The 19,078-nt window shown below is 73.4% G+C and carries 16 protein-coding genes and 1 riboswitch; of the genes, 7 read left to right on the top strand and 9 right to left on the bottom strand.

Annotation, left to right across the window (positions count from 1 at the left end):
- Positions 1-208: 208 nt before the first annotated feature.
- Positions 209-379: riboswitch (M-box (ykoK) riboswitch) on the bottom strand.
- Between the two features lie 152 nt (positions 380-531).
- The 3 genes from ABD385_RS01050 to ABD385_RS01040 all read left to right on the top strand — a co-directional run bounded on the left by ABD385_RS01050 (position 532) and on the right by ABD385_RS01040 (position 7,121).
- Positions 532-1,314, top strand: a complete 783-nt coding sequence (locus ABD385_RS01050; protein ID WP_344572906.1) for a hypothetical protein — start codon at positions 532-534, stop codon at positions 1,312-1,314.
- A 447-nt stretch (positions 1,315-1,761) separates the two neighbouring features.
- Positions 1,762-5,721: an epsilon-poly-L-lysine synthase Pls gene (gene pls / locus ABD385_RS01045; RefSeq protein ID WP_344572905.1), complete on the top strand. Its 3,960-nt coding sequence runs from the start codon at positions 1,762-1,764 to the stop codon at positions 5,719-5,721.
- Entirely contained in the window at positions 5,718-7,121 is a 1,404-nt protein-coding gene (locus ABD385_RS01040) for a M1 family metallopeptidase (RefSeq protein ID WP_344572904.1), read from the top strand. Before pls ends, ABD385_RS01040 begins: the two co-directional genes overlap by 4 nt.
- A gap of 56 nt (positions 7,122-7,177) precedes the next feature.
- Here ABD385_RS01040 and ABD385_RS01035 read toward each other — a convergent pair whose 3' ends face one another.
- The 5 genes from ABD385_RS01035 to uriH all read right to left on the bottom strand — a co-directional run bounded on the left by ABD385_RS01035 (position 7,178) and on the right by uriH (position 11,486).
- Positions 7,178-7,849, bottom strand: a complete 672-nt coding sequence (locus tag ABD385_RS01035) for a class I SAM-dependent methyltransferase (RefSeq protein WP_344572903.1) — start codon at positions 7,847-7,849, stop codon at positions 7,178-7,180.
- A gap of 105 nt (positions 7,850-7,954) precedes the next feature.
- Entirely contained in the window at positions 7,955-8,437 is a 483-nt protein-coding gene (locus ABD385_RS01030) for a DUF5709 domain-containing protein (RefSeq protein ID WP_344572902.1), read from the bottom strand.
- 81 nt (positions 8,438-8,518) lie between these two features.
- Positions 8,519-8,935, bottom strand: a complete 417-nt coding sequence (locus tag ABD385_RS01025; RefSeq protein WP_344572901.1) for a DUF2795 domain-containing protein — start codon at positions 8,933-8,935, stop codon at positions 8,519-8,521.
- A 167-nt stretch (positions 8,936-9,102) separates the two neighbouring features.
- Positions 9,103-10,542: a uridine transporter UriT gene (gene uriT, locus ABD385_RS01020; RefSeq protein ID WP_344572900.1), complete on the bottom strand. Its 1,440-nt coding sequence runs from the start codon at positions 10,540-10,542 to the stop codon at positions 9,103-9,105.
- Positions 10,539-11,486 (bottom strand): uridine-preferring nucleoside hydrolase UriH, encoded by a 948-nt coding sequence (gene uriH / locus ABD385_RS01015; protein WP_344572899.1) that lies wholly within the window; start codon positions 11,484-11,486, stop codon positions 10,539-10,541. The genes uriT and uriH overlap by 4 nt, the downstream gene beginning before the upstream one ends.
- Before the next feature lie 292 nt (positions 11,487-11,778).
- On the opposite strand from uriH, the gene ABD385_RS01010 reads away from it, so the two are divergent.
- From ABD385_RS01010 to ABD385_RS01000, 3 genes are all read left to right on the top strand, one after another.
- Entirely contained in the window at positions 11,779-12,822 is a 1,044-nt protein-coding gene (locus ABD385_RS01010) for a LacI family DNA-binding transcriptional regulator (protein WP_344572898.1), read from the top strand.
- Between the two features lie 83 nt (positions 12,823-12,905).
- A complete protein-coding gene (locus ABD385_RS01005) occupies positions 12,906-13,421 on the top strand; it encodes a lytic polysaccharide monooxygenase auxiliary activity family 9 protein (protein WP_344572897.1) in 516 nt (171 codons plus the stop codon).
- Between the two features lie 193 nt (positions 13,422-13,614).
- Entirely contained in the window at positions 13,615-14,562 is a 948-nt protein-coding gene (locus ABD385_RS01000; protein WP_344572896.1) for a hypothetical protein, read from the top strand.
- A gap of 170 nt (positions 14,563-14,732) precedes the next feature.
- Here ABD385_RS01000 and ABD385_RS00995 read toward each other — a convergent pair whose 3' ends face one another.
- The 4 genes from ABD385_RS00995 to ABD385_RS00980 all read right to left on the bottom strand — a co-directional run bounded on the left by ABD385_RS00995 (position 14,733) and on the right by ABD385_RS00980 (position 18,304).
- Positions 14,733-15,137 (bottom strand): DUF779 domain-containing protein, encoded by a 405-nt coding sequence (locus ABD385_RS00995; protein WP_344572895.1) that lies wholly within the window; start codon positions 15,135-15,137, stop codon positions 14,733-14,735.
- 170 nt (positions 15,138-15,307) lie between these two features.
- Positions 15,308-16,234, bottom strand: a complete 927-nt coding sequence (locus ABD385_RS00990; protein WP_344572894.1) for an aminoglycoside phosphotransferase family protein — start codon at positions 16,232-16,234, stop codon at positions 15,308-15,310.
- 207 nt (positions 16,235-16,441) lie between these two features.
- Complete coding sequence (locus ABD385_RS00985) at positions 16,442-17,161, bottom strand: HAD family hydrolase (protein ID WP_344572893.1); 720 nt, start codon at positions 17,159-17,161, stop codon at positions 16,442-16,444.
- Between the two features lie 225 nt (positions 17,162-17,386).
- On the bottom strand, positions 17,387-18,304 hold the full coding sequence (locus tag ABD385_RS00980; protein WP_344572892.1) for a ScbA/BarX family gamma-butyrolactone biosynthesis protein: 918 nt from the start codon (positions 18,302-18,304) through the stop codon (positions 17,387-17,389).
- Between the two features lie 99 nt (positions 18,305-18,403).
- On the opposite strand from ABD385_RS00980, the gene ABD385_RS00975 reads away from it, so the two are divergent.
- The gene (locus ABD385_RS00975; protein WP_344572891.1) at positions 18,404-19,063 is read left to right on the top strand and encodes a ScbR family autoregulator-binding transcription factor; all 660 of its coding nucleotides are present in this window, start codon (positions 18,404-18,406) and stop codon (positions 19,061-19,063) included.
- Positions 19,064-19,078 lie beyond the last annotated feature (15 nt).

Raw genomic sequence — 19,078 nt, 5'->3', positions numbered from 1 at the left:
TCGGCGCCTGGCCGTACGGGGGCGTGGTGCGGCGGACGGGCCGCGCAGGGAAGGTGGCTACCGCGTGCCGGAAGAATGCGAGGGCAAGCGGAGGTGGGGCCGATGATGGCCCGGACTACTGCAATCCATGTCTCTCGCCTCCTTCCGGCCGGGGCGCTCGGGACGCGCCGTCGTCGATCCGGCAAGGAGCGGCCGGTCACCGTCGACCGGCTCACCCCCACTCGTCAGAGCTTTGGCACGTCACGGCGTAGCCCCGGGCGGGGCAGCCACTTGGGGTCACCCCTTGGGCCGGGGAGACCTGTCCTGATCCGGAGCGTCTCTCGACGGGTGGGATCAGTGGCCTGTGTCCGTGACGACGCCTCACCGAACGAGGTGCGTGCTTCGTCAAACCTCTAGGAGTCTAGACCCTCTCGATGGATACTTGCGCAATTGTGCAACTTTTTGACCGACTCTTAACCCCGCGGCCACCGGCTGCCGCCGTCCCGGTCCGGCTGCTGGACACCGTCCGGTCGTCGGGTGAGCATGAGGCCCATGTCGGAGCGCGATCCCGGGCCCGGAGAAACGGGCGGAGCCGGTACCGAAGCCGAGCGGCTGGACCGCATCGAGGCGCTGCTGGCGCCCGCCGTGACGGGGCTGGAGGAGGCCGGGCGCCGGTTGCGGCCGGCCTGGCGGCGGGTGACCCGCGGCGAGCCCCGCTGGCCCTCGACGCTCGCGGTGCTGGTGGCCGTGGTGCTGCAGTGGTTGCTCCCGGAGCGGCTGACGATCCACCCGGATTGGCTGCTGCCGGGGCTGGAGACCGCGCTGCTGCTGGTGTTGGTGGCGGCCGACCCGTTCCGCATCGAGCGGGCCTCCCCGTTGTACCGGTGGACGGGGCTGGCGCTGATCGTGCTGATCAGCACGGCGAACGGCTGGTCGGCGGTGCGCCTGGCGGTCGGCCTGGTGCGCGGCATCGAGGGCGGGGACGCCGGCCAACTGCTCGTGACCGGCGGCGGCATCTGGCTCACCAACATCATCGCCTTCGCGCTCTGGTACTGGGAGTCGGACCGCGGGGGCCCGGTCGCCCGGGCCCGTGCCGTGCGCCGCTACCCGGACTTCCTCTTCCCGCAGATGGCGACGCCGCAGTTGGCCCCCGAGCACTGGGAGCCGCAGTTCGCCGACTACCTGTACCTGTCGTTCACCAACGCCACCGCCTTCAGTCCCACCGACGTGATGCCGCTGAGCCGCTGGGCGAAGCTGCTGATGCTGTTGCAGTCGGCGGTCTCGCTGCTGACCGTCGTCCTGGTGGTGGCCCGGGCCGTGAACATCCTCAAGTAGGCGGCGCCGGCGCCCCGTTGGTGACGTCCACGGGCGTTGCGGGGTGTGCCGGGCGCACGGTGAGGGTATGGCCGCGTCATGACACCGCGATGAGGCCGGCGTGAGAAGTCGATGAATATGTGCTCAGTTGCGCAATCATTTAGGCAAGGCTTGACCGGTTGACCCGTAACCGATCGGGATCACGCCTCTGACCTGGGGTTTTGTCGCCCCGGGGGAGTGGTGCCGAAAACAATCCCCGGCCGGAGTCAATTCTTTCCCACGCCGTGGTCAGGCGCCGTGGGCGCTTTCCCGGCGCTGCCTGCCCAAGCGCCCGGTAGCCGCTTTCACAGCACGTTCGAATTGCGGAACAGACCGCCCGGCAGGCGAACCCCCTGCCTGAGCAGCGGCATCTCTAGGGGCGAACGTCCGAGGGTCATCCACCCACCGGCACCGAACAGAGGCATATCGATGTCGTCGCCCCTTCTCGAATCGTCCTTCGAGCCGTCCGAGCCAGCGCCCCGCCGGGCCCTGTACCGCACCGCCGGCAACCCGGCCCCGCGGACCCTGCTCGACGTCCTCGATGCCACCGCCGCCGCACATCCCCAGGCGATCGCGCTGGACACGGGCTCCGAGGCACTCACCTACCGCGACCTGTGTACCGAGACCGAACGCCGCGCACGGCAGCTCAGGGACCGTGGCATCGGTCCCGGCGACCGGGTCGGAGTCCGTGTGCCCTCCGGGACCGCCGAGCTGTACCTGTCCATCCTCGCCGTCCTGCGCAGCGGAGCGGCCTACGTGCCGGTCGACGCCGACGACCCCGACGAGCGGGCCGCCACCGTCTTCCGCGAGGCCGCCGTCTGCGCCGTCCTCGGCCCCGACGGCCCGCTGCCCGGGCTGGCCCGGCCCGGCGGCGCCCCGCGCTGCGCGGGCCCCCAGGACGACGCCTGGATCATCTTCACTTCGGGTTCGACCGGCGCGCCCAAGGGCGTGGCGGTCAGCCACCGCTCCGCCGCCGCCTTCGTCGACGCCGAGGCCGACCTGTTCTGCCAGGACCGGCCGCTGGGCCCCGGCGACCGGGTGCTGGCCGGGCTGTCCGTCGCCTTCGACGCCTCCTGCGAGGAGATGTGGCTCGCCTGGCGGTACGGCGCCTGCCTGGTGCCCGCACCCCGCGCGCTGGTCCGGGCCGGCCACGAACTCGGCCCCTGGCTCGTCGAGCGCGGCATCACCGTCGTCTCCACCGTGCCCACCCTCGCCGCGCTCTGGCCGGACGAGGCGATGCGCCGGGTCCGCCTGCTGATCGTCGGCGGCGAATCCTGCCCGGCCGGGCTCGTCGACCGCTTCGCCGGGCCCGGCCGCGAGATGTGGAACACCTACGGCCCGACCGAGACCACCGTCGTCGCCTGCGCCGCCCGCCTGCTGCCGGGCGAGCCGGTCCGCATCGGCCTGCCCCTGGAGGGCTGGCAGCTCGCCGTCGTCGACCGGGCCGGGCAGCCGGTGCCCTTCGGTGCCGAGGGCGAACTGCTGATCAGCGGCGTCGGCACGGCCCGCTACCTCGACCCCGTCAAGGACGCCGAACGGTTCCGGCCCGACGACGCCCTGGGGGCCGCCCGCGTCTACCGCACCGGCGACCTGGTCCGGGCCGAACCCGAGGGCCTGCTCTTCGTCGGCCGCGCCGACGACCAGATCAAACTCGGCGGCCGCCGGATCGAACTGGGCGAGATCGACGCCGCCCTGGCCGCCCTGCCCGGCGTCCGCGGGGCCGCCGCGGCCGTCCAGACGACGCCGGCCGGCACCCAGGTGCTGGTCGGCTACGTCGTCCCCGAACAGCGCACCGCCGACGGTTCCAGCTTCCAGCAGGACAAGGCCCGCGCACTGCTCCAGGAACGCCTGCCGGCGCAGCTGGTCCCGGTCCTCGCGGAGGTCGAGGGCCTGCCCACCCGGACCTCCGGCAAGGTCGACCGCAAGGCGCTGCCCTGGCCGCTGCCGACCGCCCCGGCCGACTCCGCCACCGGCGACCCGGCCGCGGCGCTGCACGGCACCGCCGCCCGCCTCGCCGGGATCTGGGAGGAACTCCTCGGCGTCCGGCCCGGCCCGGACAGCGACTTCGTCTCCCTCGGCGGCACCAGCCTGGCCGCCGCCCGCATGGCGTCCCAGCTCCGCATCCACCACCCCGGCGTCTCGGTCGCCGACCTCTACCGCCACCCGGTCCTGCGCGACATGGCCGAACACCTCGACTCGCTCGGCGGCACGGTGGACGAGGTCCGCCCGGTCCGCCCGGTCCCGCGCCGCACCGGTCTCGTCCAACTCCTCGTCCAGACCGGCCTGTACGGCATCGCCGGCCTGCGCGGACTGGTCGGACTCGCGCTCGCGGACAACGTCCTCGGCCTGCTCGCCCCGCAGGTCTGGGCGCCGCACACCGCGTGGTGGCTGATCGTCGTCGGCTGGGTGGTGCTCTACAGCGCCCCGATGCGCTGCGCCCTCGGCGCCCTGGCCGCTCGCACGCTCGCCGGCTCCATCAAGCCCGGCGCCTACCCGCGCGGCGGCGCCACCCACCTGCGCCTGTGGACCGCCGAACGCGTCGTCGCCGCCTTCGGCGTGCCCTCCCTGCTCGGCACCCCCTGGGCGCGGCTCTACGCCCGGAGCCTGGGCTGCACCACCGGGCGGAACGTGGCACTGCACACCATGCCGCCGGTCACCGGCCTCGCCGAACTCGGCGACGGCTGCAGCATCGAACCCGAGGCCGACCTCTCCGGCTGGTGGCTCGACGGCGACATCCTGCACATCGGCGCGGTCCGGATCGGCGCCGGCGCCCGGGTCGCCCACCGCAGCATGCTGATGCCCGGTGCCGTCGTCGGCCGGGGCGCCGAACTCACCGCCGGCGGCTGCCTGGACGGCGAGATCCCCGACGGCGCCTCGTGGTCCGGCTCCCCGGCCCGCCCGGCCGGCGCCGCCGAGCGGATGGCCGGCGCCGCCTGGCCCGCCCCCGCCTGGCAGCGCTCGCGCCGCTGGAGCGCCGCCTACGGACTGACCCTGCTGGGCCTGCCGCTGCTGGCCCTGCTGTCCACCGCGCCCGCCCTGGTCGGCGCGTACTTCCTGCTCCGGGACAGCGGCACCCTCGCCACCGCCGCGCTCCGCCTGCTGCTGGCCGTCCCGGTCTTCACGCTCCTGACCACCGGCTGCTCGATCCTCGTCACCGCCGCCGTGGTGCGCCTCCTCGGACGCGGCATCACGCCGGGGCTGCACCCCGCGAGCGGTGGCGTCGCCTGGCGCGCCTGGCTGGTCACCCGCCTCCTGGACGGCGCCCGCGGCAGCCTCTTCCCGCTCTACGCCAGCCTCGGCACCCCGCACTGGCTGCGGCTGCTCGGCGCCAAGGTCGGCCGGCACGCGGAGATCTCCACGGTGCTGCCGCTGCCCTCCCTGCTGCACGTCGAGGACGGTGCCTTCCTCGCCGACGACACCCTGGTCGCGCCCTTCGAACTCCGCGGCGGTTGGCTGCGGTTGGGGACCGTCCGGATCGGCCGCCGGGCCTTCGTCGGCAACTCCGGCATCGTCGACCCCGGCCACGACGTGCCCGACCACAGCCTGGTCGGTGTGCTCTCCAACGCCCCCGCCGACGGCGAGCCCGGCTCCTCCTGGCTGGGCCGGCCCGCGATGCCGCTGCCCCGGGTGGCGACCCAGTCCGACCCGGCGCGCACCTTCGCACCGCCGCGCAAGCTGGTCCGGGCCCGCGCCGCCGTCGAACTGTGCCGGGTGCTGCCGCTGATGTGCGGCCTGGCGCTCGCCGAGGGCGTGTTCCTCACCGAGCAGGACGCCTTCGCCCAGGGCGGCCTCGGGCTCGCCGCGCTCGTCGGCGCCCCGCTGCTGCTGGCCTCGGGCCTCGTGGCGCTGCTCGTCACCACCCTCGCGAAGTGGCTGCTGGTCGGCCGCTTCACGGTGAGCGAGCACCCGCTGTGGTCGTCGTTCGTGTGGCGCAACGAGCTCTACGACACCTTCGTCGAATCGCTCGCCGTGCCGTCGATGGCCGGCGCGTTCACCGGCACCCCGGTCCTCAACTGGTGGCTGCGCACCCTCGGCGCCAAGATCGGGCGCGGGGTCTGGCTGGAGAGCTACTGGCTGCCGGAGACCGACCTGATCACCGTCGCCGACGGCGTCAGCGTCAACCGCGGCTGCGTCCTGCAGACCCACCTCTTCCACGACCGGATCATGCGGCTGGACACCGTCCGCCTCGCCGAGGGCTCCTCGCTCGGCCCGCACGGCATCGTGCTCCCCGGCACCGACGTCGGGGCGCGCGCCTCGATCGCACCGTCGTCCCTGGTCATGCGCGGCGAGAGCGTCCCGGCCCACACCCGGTGGGCCGGCAACCCGATCGCCGGCGAACGCCCCGCCCGTCCCGTCACGGCGTGCGCGGAAGGAGGTGCGGCCGCGTGACCCGATGCAGTCGGCGCGCCCTGCTCCGGGGCGCCGCCCTGCTCCCGTTCGCCGCGACGGTCGCGGACGGCCCCGCCGGGCCGCTCCCGGCCCGCTACTTCCCGCGGCACGGCACCTACGCCCACGACACCGTCTCGTACGACCTGCACCTGGACTACCGCCCGGCCGACGGCGGCCTGGACGGGCGGGCGCGCATCGAGGCGGTGGCCAAAGAGCCCCTGGACCGGGTGGAGTTGGACCTCTCCCGGCTCACCGCGCACACCGCCACGATCGACGGCATCCGGGTCCGCGCCCGCCAGCAGAACGGGAAGCTGTACCTGGCCGCCCCGCACCCGCTCGCCACCGGCGCGCGGTTCACCGTGGACGTCGGCTACCGCGGCCGGCCCCGGCCGGTGCGCTCCCCGTTCGGCCCGATCGGCTGGGACCGCACCGGCGATCCGCACGACGGGACCATGGTCGCCTCCCAGCCGCTGGGCGCCCCGTCGTGGTTCCCCTGCAACGACCGCCCCGACGACAAGGCGGCCTTCACCTTCCGGATCAGCGTCCCGCACGGCCAGCACGCCCTCGCCAACGGCACGTTGCTCGAACGCCGCCGCAGCGGGCACCGCGAGTGCTGGACCTACCACCACCCCGGCCCGATGGCCCCGTACCTCGCCGCGCTCTACACCGGCCGGTTCCGCCACGACAGCGGCACCGCCCAACTCGGCCCGGGCCACCCGACGATCGCGCTGCACAACTCCTACCCGGCCCGGATGGCCGAGGACGCCGCGCACGACCTGGCCCGCCAGCCCGAGATGCTCCGGGCGTTCAGCGACCACTTCGGCCGCTACCCGTTCGAGGCGTACGGGGCGGTGGTCGTCGACGCCGAACTCGCCGCCCCGGTCGAGAACCAGACCCGGTCGGTGTTCGGCAGCAACCACATCGACGGGGCCCGCGGCGCCGAGACCCTGGTGGCCCACGAGATCGCGCACCAGTGGTACGGCAACAGCGTCAGCCTGCGCGACTGGCGCGACATCTGGCTCAACGAGGGCTTCGCCACCTACGCGGAGTGGCTGTGGTCCGAGCACATCGGCGAGGACTCCGCCGACGAGATCGCCCGCCGGGAGTGGCTTTCGCTGCGCGCGCGACCCCAGGACCTGCGGGTCGCCGACCCCGGCCAGCGCCGGATCTTCGACGACCGGGTCTACGTCCGCGGCGCCTGCACCCTGCACGCGCTGCGCCGGGCCGTCGGCGACGACCGGTTCTTCGCGGTGCTGCGCGGCTGGCACGGCGAGCACCGCGGCGCCAGTGCCGACACGGGGACGTTCGTCGCGCACGCCGAACGCTGCGCCGGGCGTGCCGTCCGCCCGCTGCTGCACACCTGGTTGTACGACAAGCCGCTGCCCGCGCTGGCGGCCTGAGCGTTCCGCGTGCCCGGTGGCGGACGGTTCCCCGTCCGTCACCGGGCACGGCCGGTTCAGCTGTGGCGCCGCACCTTCAGCGCCGCGTCGGTCCGTTCGAGCGGCTGCCCGTCGGGGCCGTTCTGCACCCGCGTGTACTCCTCGCTGAGCTGCACCTCCCACGCGTCGGCGGGCAGCGCCAGCGCCGCCAGCACCTCGTCGGTCGTGGGGAACTCGTCCACCGGGTGACCGTGGCCGTGGTCCTGGTCGTGGTCGTGGCCGTGCTGCCACGGCGGCGGCCCGGCGTGCCCGACGATCAGCAGCACCCCGCCCGGCGCCACCGCGGCCGCCGCCCTCCGCAGGATGCGGTCCCGGAAGACCTCGCCGGGGTTGTGCAGGAACTGCGCGGAGACCAGGTCGTAGCTGCCCTCCGGGAAGGACAGCGACAGGTCCCGCCGCTGCCAGTCGATGCGGTCGGCCACCCCGGCCGCGGCCGCCTGCTCGGCCGCCCGGCCCAGGGCCACTCCCGACACGTCGACGGCGGTGACCCGCCAGCCCTGCGCGGCCAGCCAGATCGCGTCCGCCCCCTCGCCGCAGCCCAGCTCCAGCGCGGTGCCCGGGGCCCGGTCGCCGACCTCACGGACCAGCGTCGCGTTGGGGTTCCCGCTCCAGATCCGGTCGCCCTCGGCGTACCGGGCGTCCCAGAACTCCTCGTCGGGGACCGTGGTGCTGCCGTTGCCGTGGTTCATGGTTGTGCACTCCTCTCCGTCCGGTCACGGCACAGCCTCAACCGTACCCAGGCCATCCGGCAAAGTCCGTTGCCGATACCGCAACGAAACGGAGGAAGCCCCCGCTTAAAGTTCGCCCTCGACCGTCCCACCCACGTCATGGGCGATGTGCACCGCGGCCTCCTCGGCGGACGCCGCACCCCCGTCGACGCCGACGTCGCGGGCGACGACGTCGTTGCTGCCGCCGCCCCGCCAGAACCCCTCGTCGAAGCCGACGATCCGCCCGGCGCGCTCCTCGCCGACCTGGTCGTCGTAGGGCTCGCCGGCACCGCCCGGCAGGTCGCCGATGCCGTCGCCGTCCGGCGTGCAGACGTCCGGCAGCTCGATGGACAGCCGGTGCGCCAGCGACTCGCGGTCGTGCTGCTCCTGCGCGGTGGTCCCCTCGTGGTTGACCACGAACGGGCGCTCCGGCGGCGAATACCCGGTGTCCAACGCCTCGTCGAGCCCCGGCTCGTCCAGGGCGTCCTCCATGTCGAGGTCGTTGGGATTGTCCTGCGGATCGAATCTGGGCGGCTGGTAGACCTCGTCGCCCATGGTGTCGTCGGACATTGCCGCCCTCCTCTTCTCCTCCGCGTGGACGGTGCGTACGCCCTCCCGTGGCCATTGTCCGCCACGGCGGGCCGCTCGGCCTCAGGAGCGCCGGTCCTCGGTTCCCAGCCCGAGCGACTCGGCGATGCCCTGCACGTTGTCGTACCGGTGGTGGGCCGGCAGTTGCTCCGCCATCGAGACCAGCAGGTCGGGCGCGTGGTTGCGGCGCAGGGCGCGCAGGACGTCGTTGCGCTCGGCCGGGTAGACGCTGCGCCCGAGGTACTGCGCGAACTCCGAGCGCAGCCCCACGTCGCGCTCGGACATGCCGTGCGGCGTGCCGCCGCGGTAGACGCTCTCCGGCGACGGTGCCGCCGTCGGCTGGTCCTCGCCGGCCGGCTCCAGCTCGCGGTTCTCGTCCGTGCGCAGCGAGCGGTCCAAGGTCAGCTGGCCCCGCAGCTGCTTCTTCATCATGTCGTCCCGGGCCGGACCGGTCTTGTCCATGCCGTGTTCCATGACCATGGCTGCCTCCGTTGCCTCCGGTTCCAGTCTCCCCGTTCCCCCGGCGCTGACAACACGGCGCCCGACCGCCCCGCCGCCCCCGCGTGCGGCCCGTGGTGCGGACACGGAACCGCCCGCCGTCCCCGGGTGTCCGGGGTCGGCGGGCGGTCGGCGTGCGGCCCGTGCCGTCAGTCGGTGGCCTCGGCGGCCGTCGGCTTCGGGATCAGGAACGACGACGCGATGGCGAGCGCCAGGATGACCACCCCGGCGATCATGCCGGCGGTGTAGCCGCCGGCCGCGGTCGGGTCGGCCGGCGTCAGCGCGGTCTTCACGGCGTACAGCGCGGCGAAGCTCAGGCCCGCGCCGAGGTTGAAGGCACCGGCGTTCAGCCCGGGCAGGAAGCCGGGGTTCTCACCCGGCGAGAGGACGATGCCCAGCCCGTTGAGGACGATGTTGGCCACGCCCGCGTAGGTGACGCCCACCAGCAGCGAGGTCACCAGCAGCAGCACGTGCGACTGGCTGTGCATGGTCAGCAGCATCAGCACCACCGACCCCACGGCCCCGACGAGGCCCAGCCGCAGGATCCGGCCGTAGCCGTAGGTCGCGGCCAGTCGGCCGGCCAGCGGACCCATCGCCAATCCCGCGAGCGCGTACGGCGACAGCGTCCACCAGGCCGACTGCTCGGCGGACATCCCCAGTCCGGCCTGGGCGTCCTGGGCGAAGGAGGGGATCAGGCCGTTCATCACCGCGAACACGCCGGTCATGGTCAGCACCGTGGTCAGCAGCAGCGACCAGGTGGCCCGCTGCTTGAGGTGGCGGGTGGCGACCAGCGGCTGCCCGCTGCGGTTCTCGGTCCGCCAGAACAGCGCGAACGCGGCGGCGGCCACGACGACCAGCACCGCGATCATCGCCCAGTTCGCGGCGGCCAGCTTGCCCGCCTCGTTCAACGCGATCAGCAGCGCACCGACCGAGACGACCAGCAGCGCCACGCCGGGCCAGTCCATCCTGGACGCGGCGGCCGCCTTGGACTCCGGGGTCAGGGTGGCCACCAGGACGGTCGCCAGGGCCGCGACGCCCGCCATCGCCCAGAAGACCGACTGGAAGCCGTGGTGGTCGGCGAGGTAGCCGCCGGCCAGCGAGTCGACGCCGGCGATGCCGCCGTTGACCGCGGTGATCACGCCCAGCAGGGTGCCGTACTTCTTGGGCTCCTTGACCTCGACCCGGAGCATGATCAGGCACAGCGGCACGACCGGCCCGCTCACGCCCTGGATGATCCGCCCGACGAACAGCATCGGGATGCTCGTCGACAGCGCGGCGACCACGCAGCCGACGGCCATCAGGACGAGCATGCCGGCCAGTACCCGGCGCCGGCCCAGGACGTCGCCCAGGCGCGGCAGGAACAGCGAGAACAGCGCCGCGGAGGTGAAGAACGCGGTCTGGGTCATGCCCACTTCGGCGGAACTGGCACCGAGCGAGTCCTCGATGCTCTTCAGCGCCGGGCTGAGCATGCTGGCGTTGAGCTGGAAGGCGAAGCACGCCACCAGCAGGGCGGTGACCAGCACGCCGATCCGGACGCCGGATCCGCGGCCGGCGGCCTCGGTGGAACGCGGTGCGGTGGAGACGTTCATGCCCGGCCTTCGCCGATCCGCTCCAGGGCGTCCACCACGAGGTTCCAGAAGCGCTCGTGGTCCAGCTTGACCGCGACCTGGGTGTGGCAGTCCGCCGGCGCCGGTGCCCGGAAGTCGGTCACCGTCATGCCCAGGGTCAGCGCGCCGCGCAGCTCGATGTCGACCGGCGCCTTGCGGACGGTCATCACGTCCGGGTCGATGACGTACGCCACCGCGCAGGGGTCGTGCACCGGCGGGTGGTCGAAGCCCTGGTTCTCCCGGTACGCCTCGCGGAAGAAGTCGAGCAGCTCCAGCACGAACCGGGACGGCGCGGTGCCGACCGCGGCGATCTTCGCCTCGACCTCGGGGGTGGCCAGGGCCTGGTGCGTGAGGTCCAGGCCGACCATGGTGACCGGCCACTTCTCGTTGAAGACGATGTGCGCGGCCTCGGGGTCGATGATGATGTTGAACTCGGCGACCGCGCTCCAGTTGCCCTCGTGGTAGCCACCGCCCATCAGGACGACCTCGCGCACCCGCTCGGCGATCCGCGGCTCCTTGCGCACGGCCATGGCGATGTTGGTCAGCCCGGCCGTGGGGACGATGGTGATCTCGCCCGGCTCGTGGGACATCACGGTGTCGATGATCAGGTCGACGGCGTGCCGGCGGTCCAGCTCGAAGGCGGGCTCGGGCAGGTCCGGCCCGTCCAGGCCGGTCTCGCCGTGGATGTCGGGGGCGGTCTCGATGGACCGCACCAGCGGACGCGGGTTGCCCGCGGCGAACGGCACGCCGGTGATGCCGGCGATCGTCGCCACCGACAGCGCGTTGCGGGTCACCTTCTCCAGCGTCTGGTTCCCGACCACGGTCGTCACGGCGACCAGGTCGACGTCGGGATTGCCGTGGGCCAGGAGCATGGCGATCGCGTCGTCGTGCCCCGGGTCGCAGTCGAGGATGATCTTTCTGGCCAACGGAAGAGCCCCTTTGCTCTGCGGAACGGTGAAGCGGGGTGAACTCGATCTCTGGGGCGCGCCGCAAACAGGCCACTACCTCGGGAAAACGTTCTCCGGAAATTTCGCTCATGTTGCGCGGAGATGTCAATGAATCATTAACGAAGTGTGAGGCAGACGACCCCTCTACCCGCTGGTATCGAAGGGCACGGAGCTGGTACGCCTGTGTACCGGCGGTGATAACGATTGCCGCCGATGTCCGGGACAGTGCGGTGCGCAGGGCCGCCGTTCCGTAGTGGAAGGGCACACCGTCGTGGCCGAAGTGACCTTGCGGGACGTCGCCCGGGCGGCGGGCTGCTCCGTCGCCACCGTCTCCCGCGTGCTGGCCGGCACCCGCCCGGTCGGCGCCGAGACGGCCCGCGCCGTACGGGCCGCGGCCGACCGACTGGGCTACCGCCCCAACGAGGTCGCCCGGGCCCTGCGCAGCCGCTCCACCGGCACCGTCGGCCTGGTCCTGCCGCAGATCACCAACCCCTTCTTCCCCTCCCTCGTACGGGAGTTGGAGCACGCCCTGCACGCCGAGGGCCGGGCGGTCCTGCTCGCCGACTGCGACGACGACCCGGCGACCGAAGCCACCCGGATCGCCGCCCTGTTGGACCGTCGGGTGGACGCCCTGCTGCTCATCCCGGTCGACGAGCGGCGCAGCCGGGACGCGGTGGCCGCCGCCGCGGCGCGGGTGCCGCTGGTCCTGCTGGACCGCGGCTGCGGCCCCGGCGTCGCTGATTCGGTCGCGGTCGACAACGCGGCCGGGATGGCGCTCGTCCTGGAGCACCTCGCCGCCACCGGCCGCCGCCGCCCCTGCTTCGTCGGCGCCGCCGGGACCGCCTCCGCCGCGGTCGAACGGCGTGTGGCCTACGCGGCCGGGGCGGCCGCCCTCGACCCGGCCGCGCCGCAGCGCACGGTGCTCGGGGACTTCTCCGTGGAGTGGGGCCGCGCCGCCGTCGACCGGATCTGGTCGGCCCGGCCGGACGCGGTGGTCTGCGCCAACGACCTGATCGCGGCCGGTGCCCTGCAACGCCTGCGGCAGCTGGGCGCCGACGTCCCCGGCGAGGTCGCGGTCACCGGTTTCGACGACGTCCCGCTGGCCGGACTGGCCGACCCGGCGCTCACCACGGTCCGCCAGCCGGTCGCCGAACTGGCCGCCGAGGCCGCCCGGTTGCTCGCGCACCGCCCCGCCGCGGCCCCGATCCCCGGCCCGCGGCGACCGGTCCGTACCGTCCGGCTCGCCCCGGAATTGGTGGTACGGGGGTCCAGCGCGCCGGCCGACGGCGGCAGCGACCCGCGCACGACCCCTTGACCGTACGCGGTCATCGCGTTAAGTCTAGACCAATTGCTCGGCACGCCCTCGCGTCAACCACCCCCCTACGCGAAAGGGTTGACATGAACAAGAAGAGAAGGCTGGCCCTCGCCATAGGCGCCGGCATCGCCCCCCTCCTCGTCGTCAGTCTGCCGGTCAGCCCGGCCAGCGCCCACGGCTACGTCTCCTCGCCGCCCAGCCGACAGGCCCAGTGCGCCGCCGGCACCATCGACTGCGGTCCGATCAAGTGGGAGCCGCAGAGCGTCGAAGGCCCCAAGGGGCTGACGAGTTGCAGCGGCGGCAACAGCCAGTTCGCCGACCTCGACGACGACTCCAAGCCGTGGCAGGTCACCCCGATCAACAGCAGCCAGACCTTCACCTGGCGCTTCACGGCCCGGCACGCCACCAGCAACTGGCAGTACTTCGCAAACGGCCAGAAGGTCGCCGAAATCAACGGCAACGGGGCCCAGCCGCCGGCCGAGGTCTCCCACACCGTCAACTTCGGCGACATCAAGGGCAAGCAGAAGATCCTCGCGGTGTGGAACATCGCCGACACCGCCAACGCCTTCTACGCCTGCATCGACGTCACCATCGGCTAGCGGCGTCCCCGCGGATTCCGCTTCCGCTCCGCTCCCCCTCTCCCGCCGACCCGCGCGCTTCCCCCTCCGCTCACCGACCCCGCCGTCGCCCCGCGCCCCGTCCCAGGACGCGGGGCGACGTCGCGGTCAGGGGCACCCGTTACGATCGGCGCATTCAAGGGCCGATGCGGGTGGCCGCAGCCGGGAGGACGAGATGGGTCTGTTCCGCCGAGGACCGAAGCGGGATCCCCGCGAACTCGCACGTGACGAGGAGTTCAGCTTCTTCTCCGAGCGGGAAGGACGCGTCTTCAGATCCCAGGTCCGGCAGGCGTTCGCCGAGCGCGGCCTGGAGGTCACGGCGTACGCCGGCGCGGTCACCGACTCGGGCGGCCGCCAGTTCGGCCTCGGCAACCTGGCCGCCGTCTGCCACCGCGACCGGCGCGGCGCGCGCAGCTGGCCGACGCTCATCCGCGACCACGTCGGCAAGGTGCTGCGCACCATGGACGGCCCGCAGCCGCTGGAGATCCTCTCCCACGACGAGATCCGCGCCTGCCTCTACCCGCGGATCGTCGCCCAGGAGACCCTGCCCGCCTCCGATTCCTTCCACTACGGCCACGCACCGGCCCCCGGACTGTGCGAGGTGCTCGCCCTCGACCTGCCCGAGGCCGTCCAGATGCTCAGCGCGGACTCCCTCGCCGACCTCGGGGACGTGGCCGAGCTGCGGATCCGGGCCATGAACAACCTGCGTGCCCTGCCGGTCGAGGGGCACGAGACGGTGCGCCGCGGCGACGGCTCGGCCTTCGAGGTGCTGCTCGGCGACTCCTTCTTCACCGCGAGCCGGGTGCTCGTCCTCGACGACCTGGTCGAGCGCCTCACGGGCACCGCCCTCACCCGCGACGGCGCCCTGGTCGCCCTGCCCTTCCGCCACCAGTTGGCGTTCCACCGCATCCGCGACGCCCAGGTCATTCCGGCGCTCCAGGCCATGGCCCAGTTCGCCGCGGCCGGGCACGAGGACGCGGCGGGCGCGATCAGCCCCCGCGTGTTCTGGTGGCGCCGCGGGATGATGACGGCGCTGAGCGAACCGGACGGCGACGGGCTGCGCGTGGTGGTCGACGTGGAGTTCCAGGACATGTTGGAGCGCCTGGTCCAGGACGAGCCGTAGCGGCTCCGGGCGGCCGGCCGCTTCCGGGCCGCTCCCGCCCGCCGAAATCCGTCCGAGAAATCCGCGCCGGACGGGAACCCCGCAGGCCCGCGGCCCGTTCTACTGTGTGAGGCCCCGCGTTCTCCCCCGTACGCGGGGCCTCACTACGTCCGCCGCCGCGCGGGCCCGCCTCACCCGTCGAGCTGCGCCCGCTCCTCGTCGGTGAAGAGCCGGGAGCGGATCAGGAAGCGCACGCCCTCCGGCGCCTCCAACGAGAAGCCACTGCCCCGGCCCGGCACGACGTCCACCGTCAGGTGGGTGTGCCGCCAGCGGGCGTACTGGTCCGCGGACATCCAGAAGCCCACCGGCTCCGGCACGCCGTTCACCACCAGCTCCGCCAACAGCACGTCCGACGCGCCGGTGCGGAACTCCCCGGCCGGATAGCACATCGGCGCGCTCCCGTCGCAGCAGCCGCCGGACTGGTGGAACATCAGCGGCCCGTGCCGGGCGTGCAGCGACCGCAACAGCGCGGCGGCGCCGTCGGTGAGCGCGATGCGCGCGGGAACTGTCGGGAGGCCGGTCCCTCGGTCGTCCATCTGTCGCCCCTTCGTCGGCCGGTCACGGTGGGCGCGGTCCCCCGCCGGGCGGGGGAGTGCCCCGCCCGGCAGCATGGCAGAAGGCCGCCGCGGCACGGAACACGGCGGCGCCCGGAGCCCGGCGGACCGGGAGGGCGGGCCGCCGCCTCACCGGCGGCGGCCCGCCCGCCTCACATCCGGTGCGTCAGCAGCGCCTCGGCGATGGCCACCTGGGCCGGCTCCAGCGCGGACTCGCCGTCCTCGACCTCCCACAGGGCGTTCTGCAGCACCCGGCCGAGCGTCCAGCCCGCGGCCCGTTCCCGGTCCAGGCCGACCACCTCGGTCAGCAGGTCGAAGCGGCGCAGCACCGCGCCCGGCACGTCACCGGTGGCCACCACGTCGTCCCACCGGTTGTAGAGGGCGGGCAGCAACTCGAAGCCGGGGTCGCCGGCCAGCGGCTCCGGATCGATGGCCAGCCAGGGTTCGCGCTGCCCGGCCAGCACGTTGTCGTAGTGCAGGTCCCAGTGCAACAGCCGGTCCCCGCCGGTGCCGAGCAGGTCGGTCACGGCGGTTGCGCAGGTGCGCACGAGCTGCCGTTCGGCGGGGTCGTGGAGCGCGGGGACGGCCTGCGGGGTCTGTTCGACCATGGCGGCGGCGAGGTCGGTGAGCCGGCGCAGCCCGGCCGGCGCGGGCACCGCCACCAACCGCGCCATCAGCGCGGCCAGGATCCGCAGCGCCTCGGTGTCGTCGGGCAGGGCCGACAGCGGACGGCCGGCGTCCAGCCGTTCCAGCAACTGGGTGGCGCTCGGCGCGTCGTGGTCGAGCAGCCGCACGATGCCCTCGCCCCGCCAGGCCCGCAGGCTCGCCGCGGCGCCGGCGTTCTCCTCCCGCGGCTGTTGGAGCTTGAGCGCGGCCGGCGTGCCGTCCGCCTGCCGCACGGGCAGGACGAGCGAGGCCATGCCGAACCGGGCGGGGCCGTCCGGTCGCAGGGTCCAGCGGTCCAGGAACTCGGCGCCCAGCGCGGGCAGGGTGGCGAGCCAGGCGCGCTCCGACGCGCCGTGCTCGCCGTAGGACGTCAGGAACGCCTCGGGGACGTCGATCAGGGCCGACGTGGTCATGGGGAAAACTCCTTCGTGGATCCGGATCCGGCGTGCGGTGCGGTAACGAAGGAGTCGGCGGGGGTGCCCGGGCCGCGGGCGCGCGTCAAAGCATGCGTCCACCCTAACGCCGTCGGCCGCCGGAGCGCCCGGCCGGTCGCCCGGCCGGGTCCGCCGCCGCGGTCCTCGTGCGGCGCGGCGGCGCAACGCCCTTGTGCCGGGCGGGAGTTACCGCGTCCCGTGCCCTGTGGAGCCGGGCCCTGAGTCCTGGGCGGGGATGCGGGCCCCCGCCCAGCCCTGCACGGCCGGCTCGTCCAGGGACTCCACCCACCAGTCGGCCTCCGCGTTGAGTGGCCCGGAGGGTCGGGGGCCGACCCCGATCACCCGCAGGCCCGCCGCCGCGGCGGCCTCGATGCCGCACTGGGAGTCCTCGACGGCCAGTGCCCGGTCCGGCTCGACCCCGCAGAGTCGGGCCGCGGTGAGGTACACGTCCGGGTGCGGTTTGGGTCTCGTGGTGGTGTCGGGCACCACGACGTGGTCGAAGAACCGGCGCAGTCCCGCCACGTCGAGGCAGTCCTCGACGACCTCCAACGGGCAGTTGCTGGCCACCGCCAGCGGGGCGAACTGCGCGGCCGAGCGGACCAGTTCGGGGGCGCCGGGCATGGTCGTCGGATGCGCCGCGACGAGACTGCGGAAGCGTTCCAGGAGCGCCGCGGTGAGTTCGTCGGCGAGTTCGGGGCGGCCGACGGAATCGGCCATCAGCCGTCCGCAGGCGGTGTAGTGCAGCCCCCGGGCCTGTTCGGAGAAGCCCGGCGCGGGGGCGTAGCCGTACGCGTGCAGCACCTCGTCACGGGCGTCCACCCAGTGGCGTTCGGTGTCCATCAACGTGCCGTCGCAGTCGAAGACCACGGCGGCTGGGGTCCAGGAAAGGATGCGATGTGCTGTCATCCGAGGTTCCGTTCCGATGGGCCCGGAGGGCGACGGCGTGACCGGTCCAGCGCGTGAGGCGTGACGGTGTCGGTGCGCGGCCGCGGCAGCGGGCTGAGGGGTTCCGACGGCGGGCGGCTCCCGGACAGGGGAGACCTGGGCGCAGCGTCGGAAAATAACGATCGTTACGTTACGGATGGCGCCGCACCAGGGTCAATAGATCGCTAAATGTCCATATTTTAAGCCTTATGGGTAACTGAAGGTGCCGTAGGCCGTTGGTGTGCCGCCCTGGACGACGCGGAACGCGCACGTCGCGTGGTACCGGGCGCACAGCACGCGTGCGGCCGGCGCGAGTTCGGTGAACCGCACCGCCCGCAGCCGCCCGGCGTACGGCCGGGCTAGGGCGCCCCCGCTCCGGTAGGCGACGGCCTGCCGGGCGGCCTCCAGGAGCACCATCCCGGGCACGTGGTCGCCCGGGTGGTCGAAGAGGAACGGGTGCAGCGGGTCGGCCGGCGCCACCAGCAGCCCGTCCGCGTCCTCGGCCAGGACCGCGTCCTGGGGGTGGTTCACGGTCAGCGCGGCCGGCTCCGGGCGGCGCGCCGCGGCCCGCGGGGCGCCCGCGCCGTCGCGCGCGCCCCGGCTCCGCAGCGCCGCGTAGCCCGCCCCGTCCACGAACCGCACCCCGCCGCCGGCCTCCCCGAAGGTCACTCCGTGGGCGGCGAACGTGGCGTCCAGCCGCAGACCGGTGACCGTCCGGTCCCGGGCCCGCCGGACGGCGCTCACCCGGGCGAGGCAGGTGACCTCGGTCGCGCCCGGCCCGGCCGTCGGCTCGTTCTCCGGGGCCAGCCGGAAGTGCAGGTCGCTGATGATCGCGTGGCGTGCCGCCGGCACCCCGTGGAACCGCAAGGGGACGTACAGCCCCAGCTGGCGCAGGGTCTCCACGAGGACCAGCGGGCTGTTCCGCTGCGACCCGTCACGGGGGAACGTCGAGTGCGCCCGCGGCCAGGACGCCGCCGCCTCGAAGACGTCCGGGTCGGACGTCGGTCGGACGTCCGTGAGGAGGACCTCGGCCACGGAGGTCCGGTGCACCAATTCCCGTTCGACGGTACGGGACCGGCTGAGCGGTCCTTCTTCTCCGAACGCGGCGGCAGCTGACGTATTCATATGACCAGGGAATATCGAAATTCGAACACTCGCACCCGTGAATTGGAAGGGGCCGGGCGCGGTAGATTCCTTCCAGATGGCACGAGAACGACATCTGAGGTGTACGTGCAGATCCGGGCGAAGACGACGCGCAGGTTCCTTCTGGAAGCGGCCGCAACACTGTTCGATGAGCGGGGTTATGCCGGCACGAGCATCAGCGATATCAGCGCGCATTCCGGCCGCACCAGCGGCGCGATCTATTTCCACTACGCCAGCAAGGAGAAGCTCGCCCTCGCCATCGTCGAGGAGCACTTCGCGACCTGGCCGCGACTGATCGGCCGGCACCGCCAACCCGGTGTGCCGGCACTGGAGAAGCTCGTCGCGCTGAGCTTCGAGGTGGCGCGCGCCTTCCGCGACGACATCGTGGTCCGGGCCGGCGCCCGCCTGTGGGCGGAGCGCAAGGCCATCGAGACCCAACTCCCGGCACCGTTCCTGGGATGGATCGAGGCCGTCACCCAACTCCTGGAGGAGGCCGCCCGCGACCGCGAACTCGCCGTCGGGGTGCCCCCGGCCGCCACGGCGCACACGGTGGTCTGCGCCTTCTTCGGCCTGCACACCGTCTCCGACGCGCTGGAGGGTCGGCGCAACATCGAGGAGCACCTGGACGACCTGTGGCTGTTGCTGCTGCGCGGGTTGCAGGCCGAACCGGAGCCCGCCGCCCTGCTGGACCGGGTGCACCGGCGGGACCGCGCCGCCCGACCGGCGCCCGAACCGGCCTGAGCGACCGGCGGATCC

The organism is Streptomyces lunalinharesii, assembly GCF_039532155.1.
Lineage (GTDB): Bacteria > Actinomycetota > Actinomycetes > Streptomycetales > Streptomycetaceae > Streptomyces > Streptomyces lunalinharesii.
Note: the sequence above shows the minus strand (reverse complement) of the source record. Positions and strands in the feature narration are given on the sequence as shown.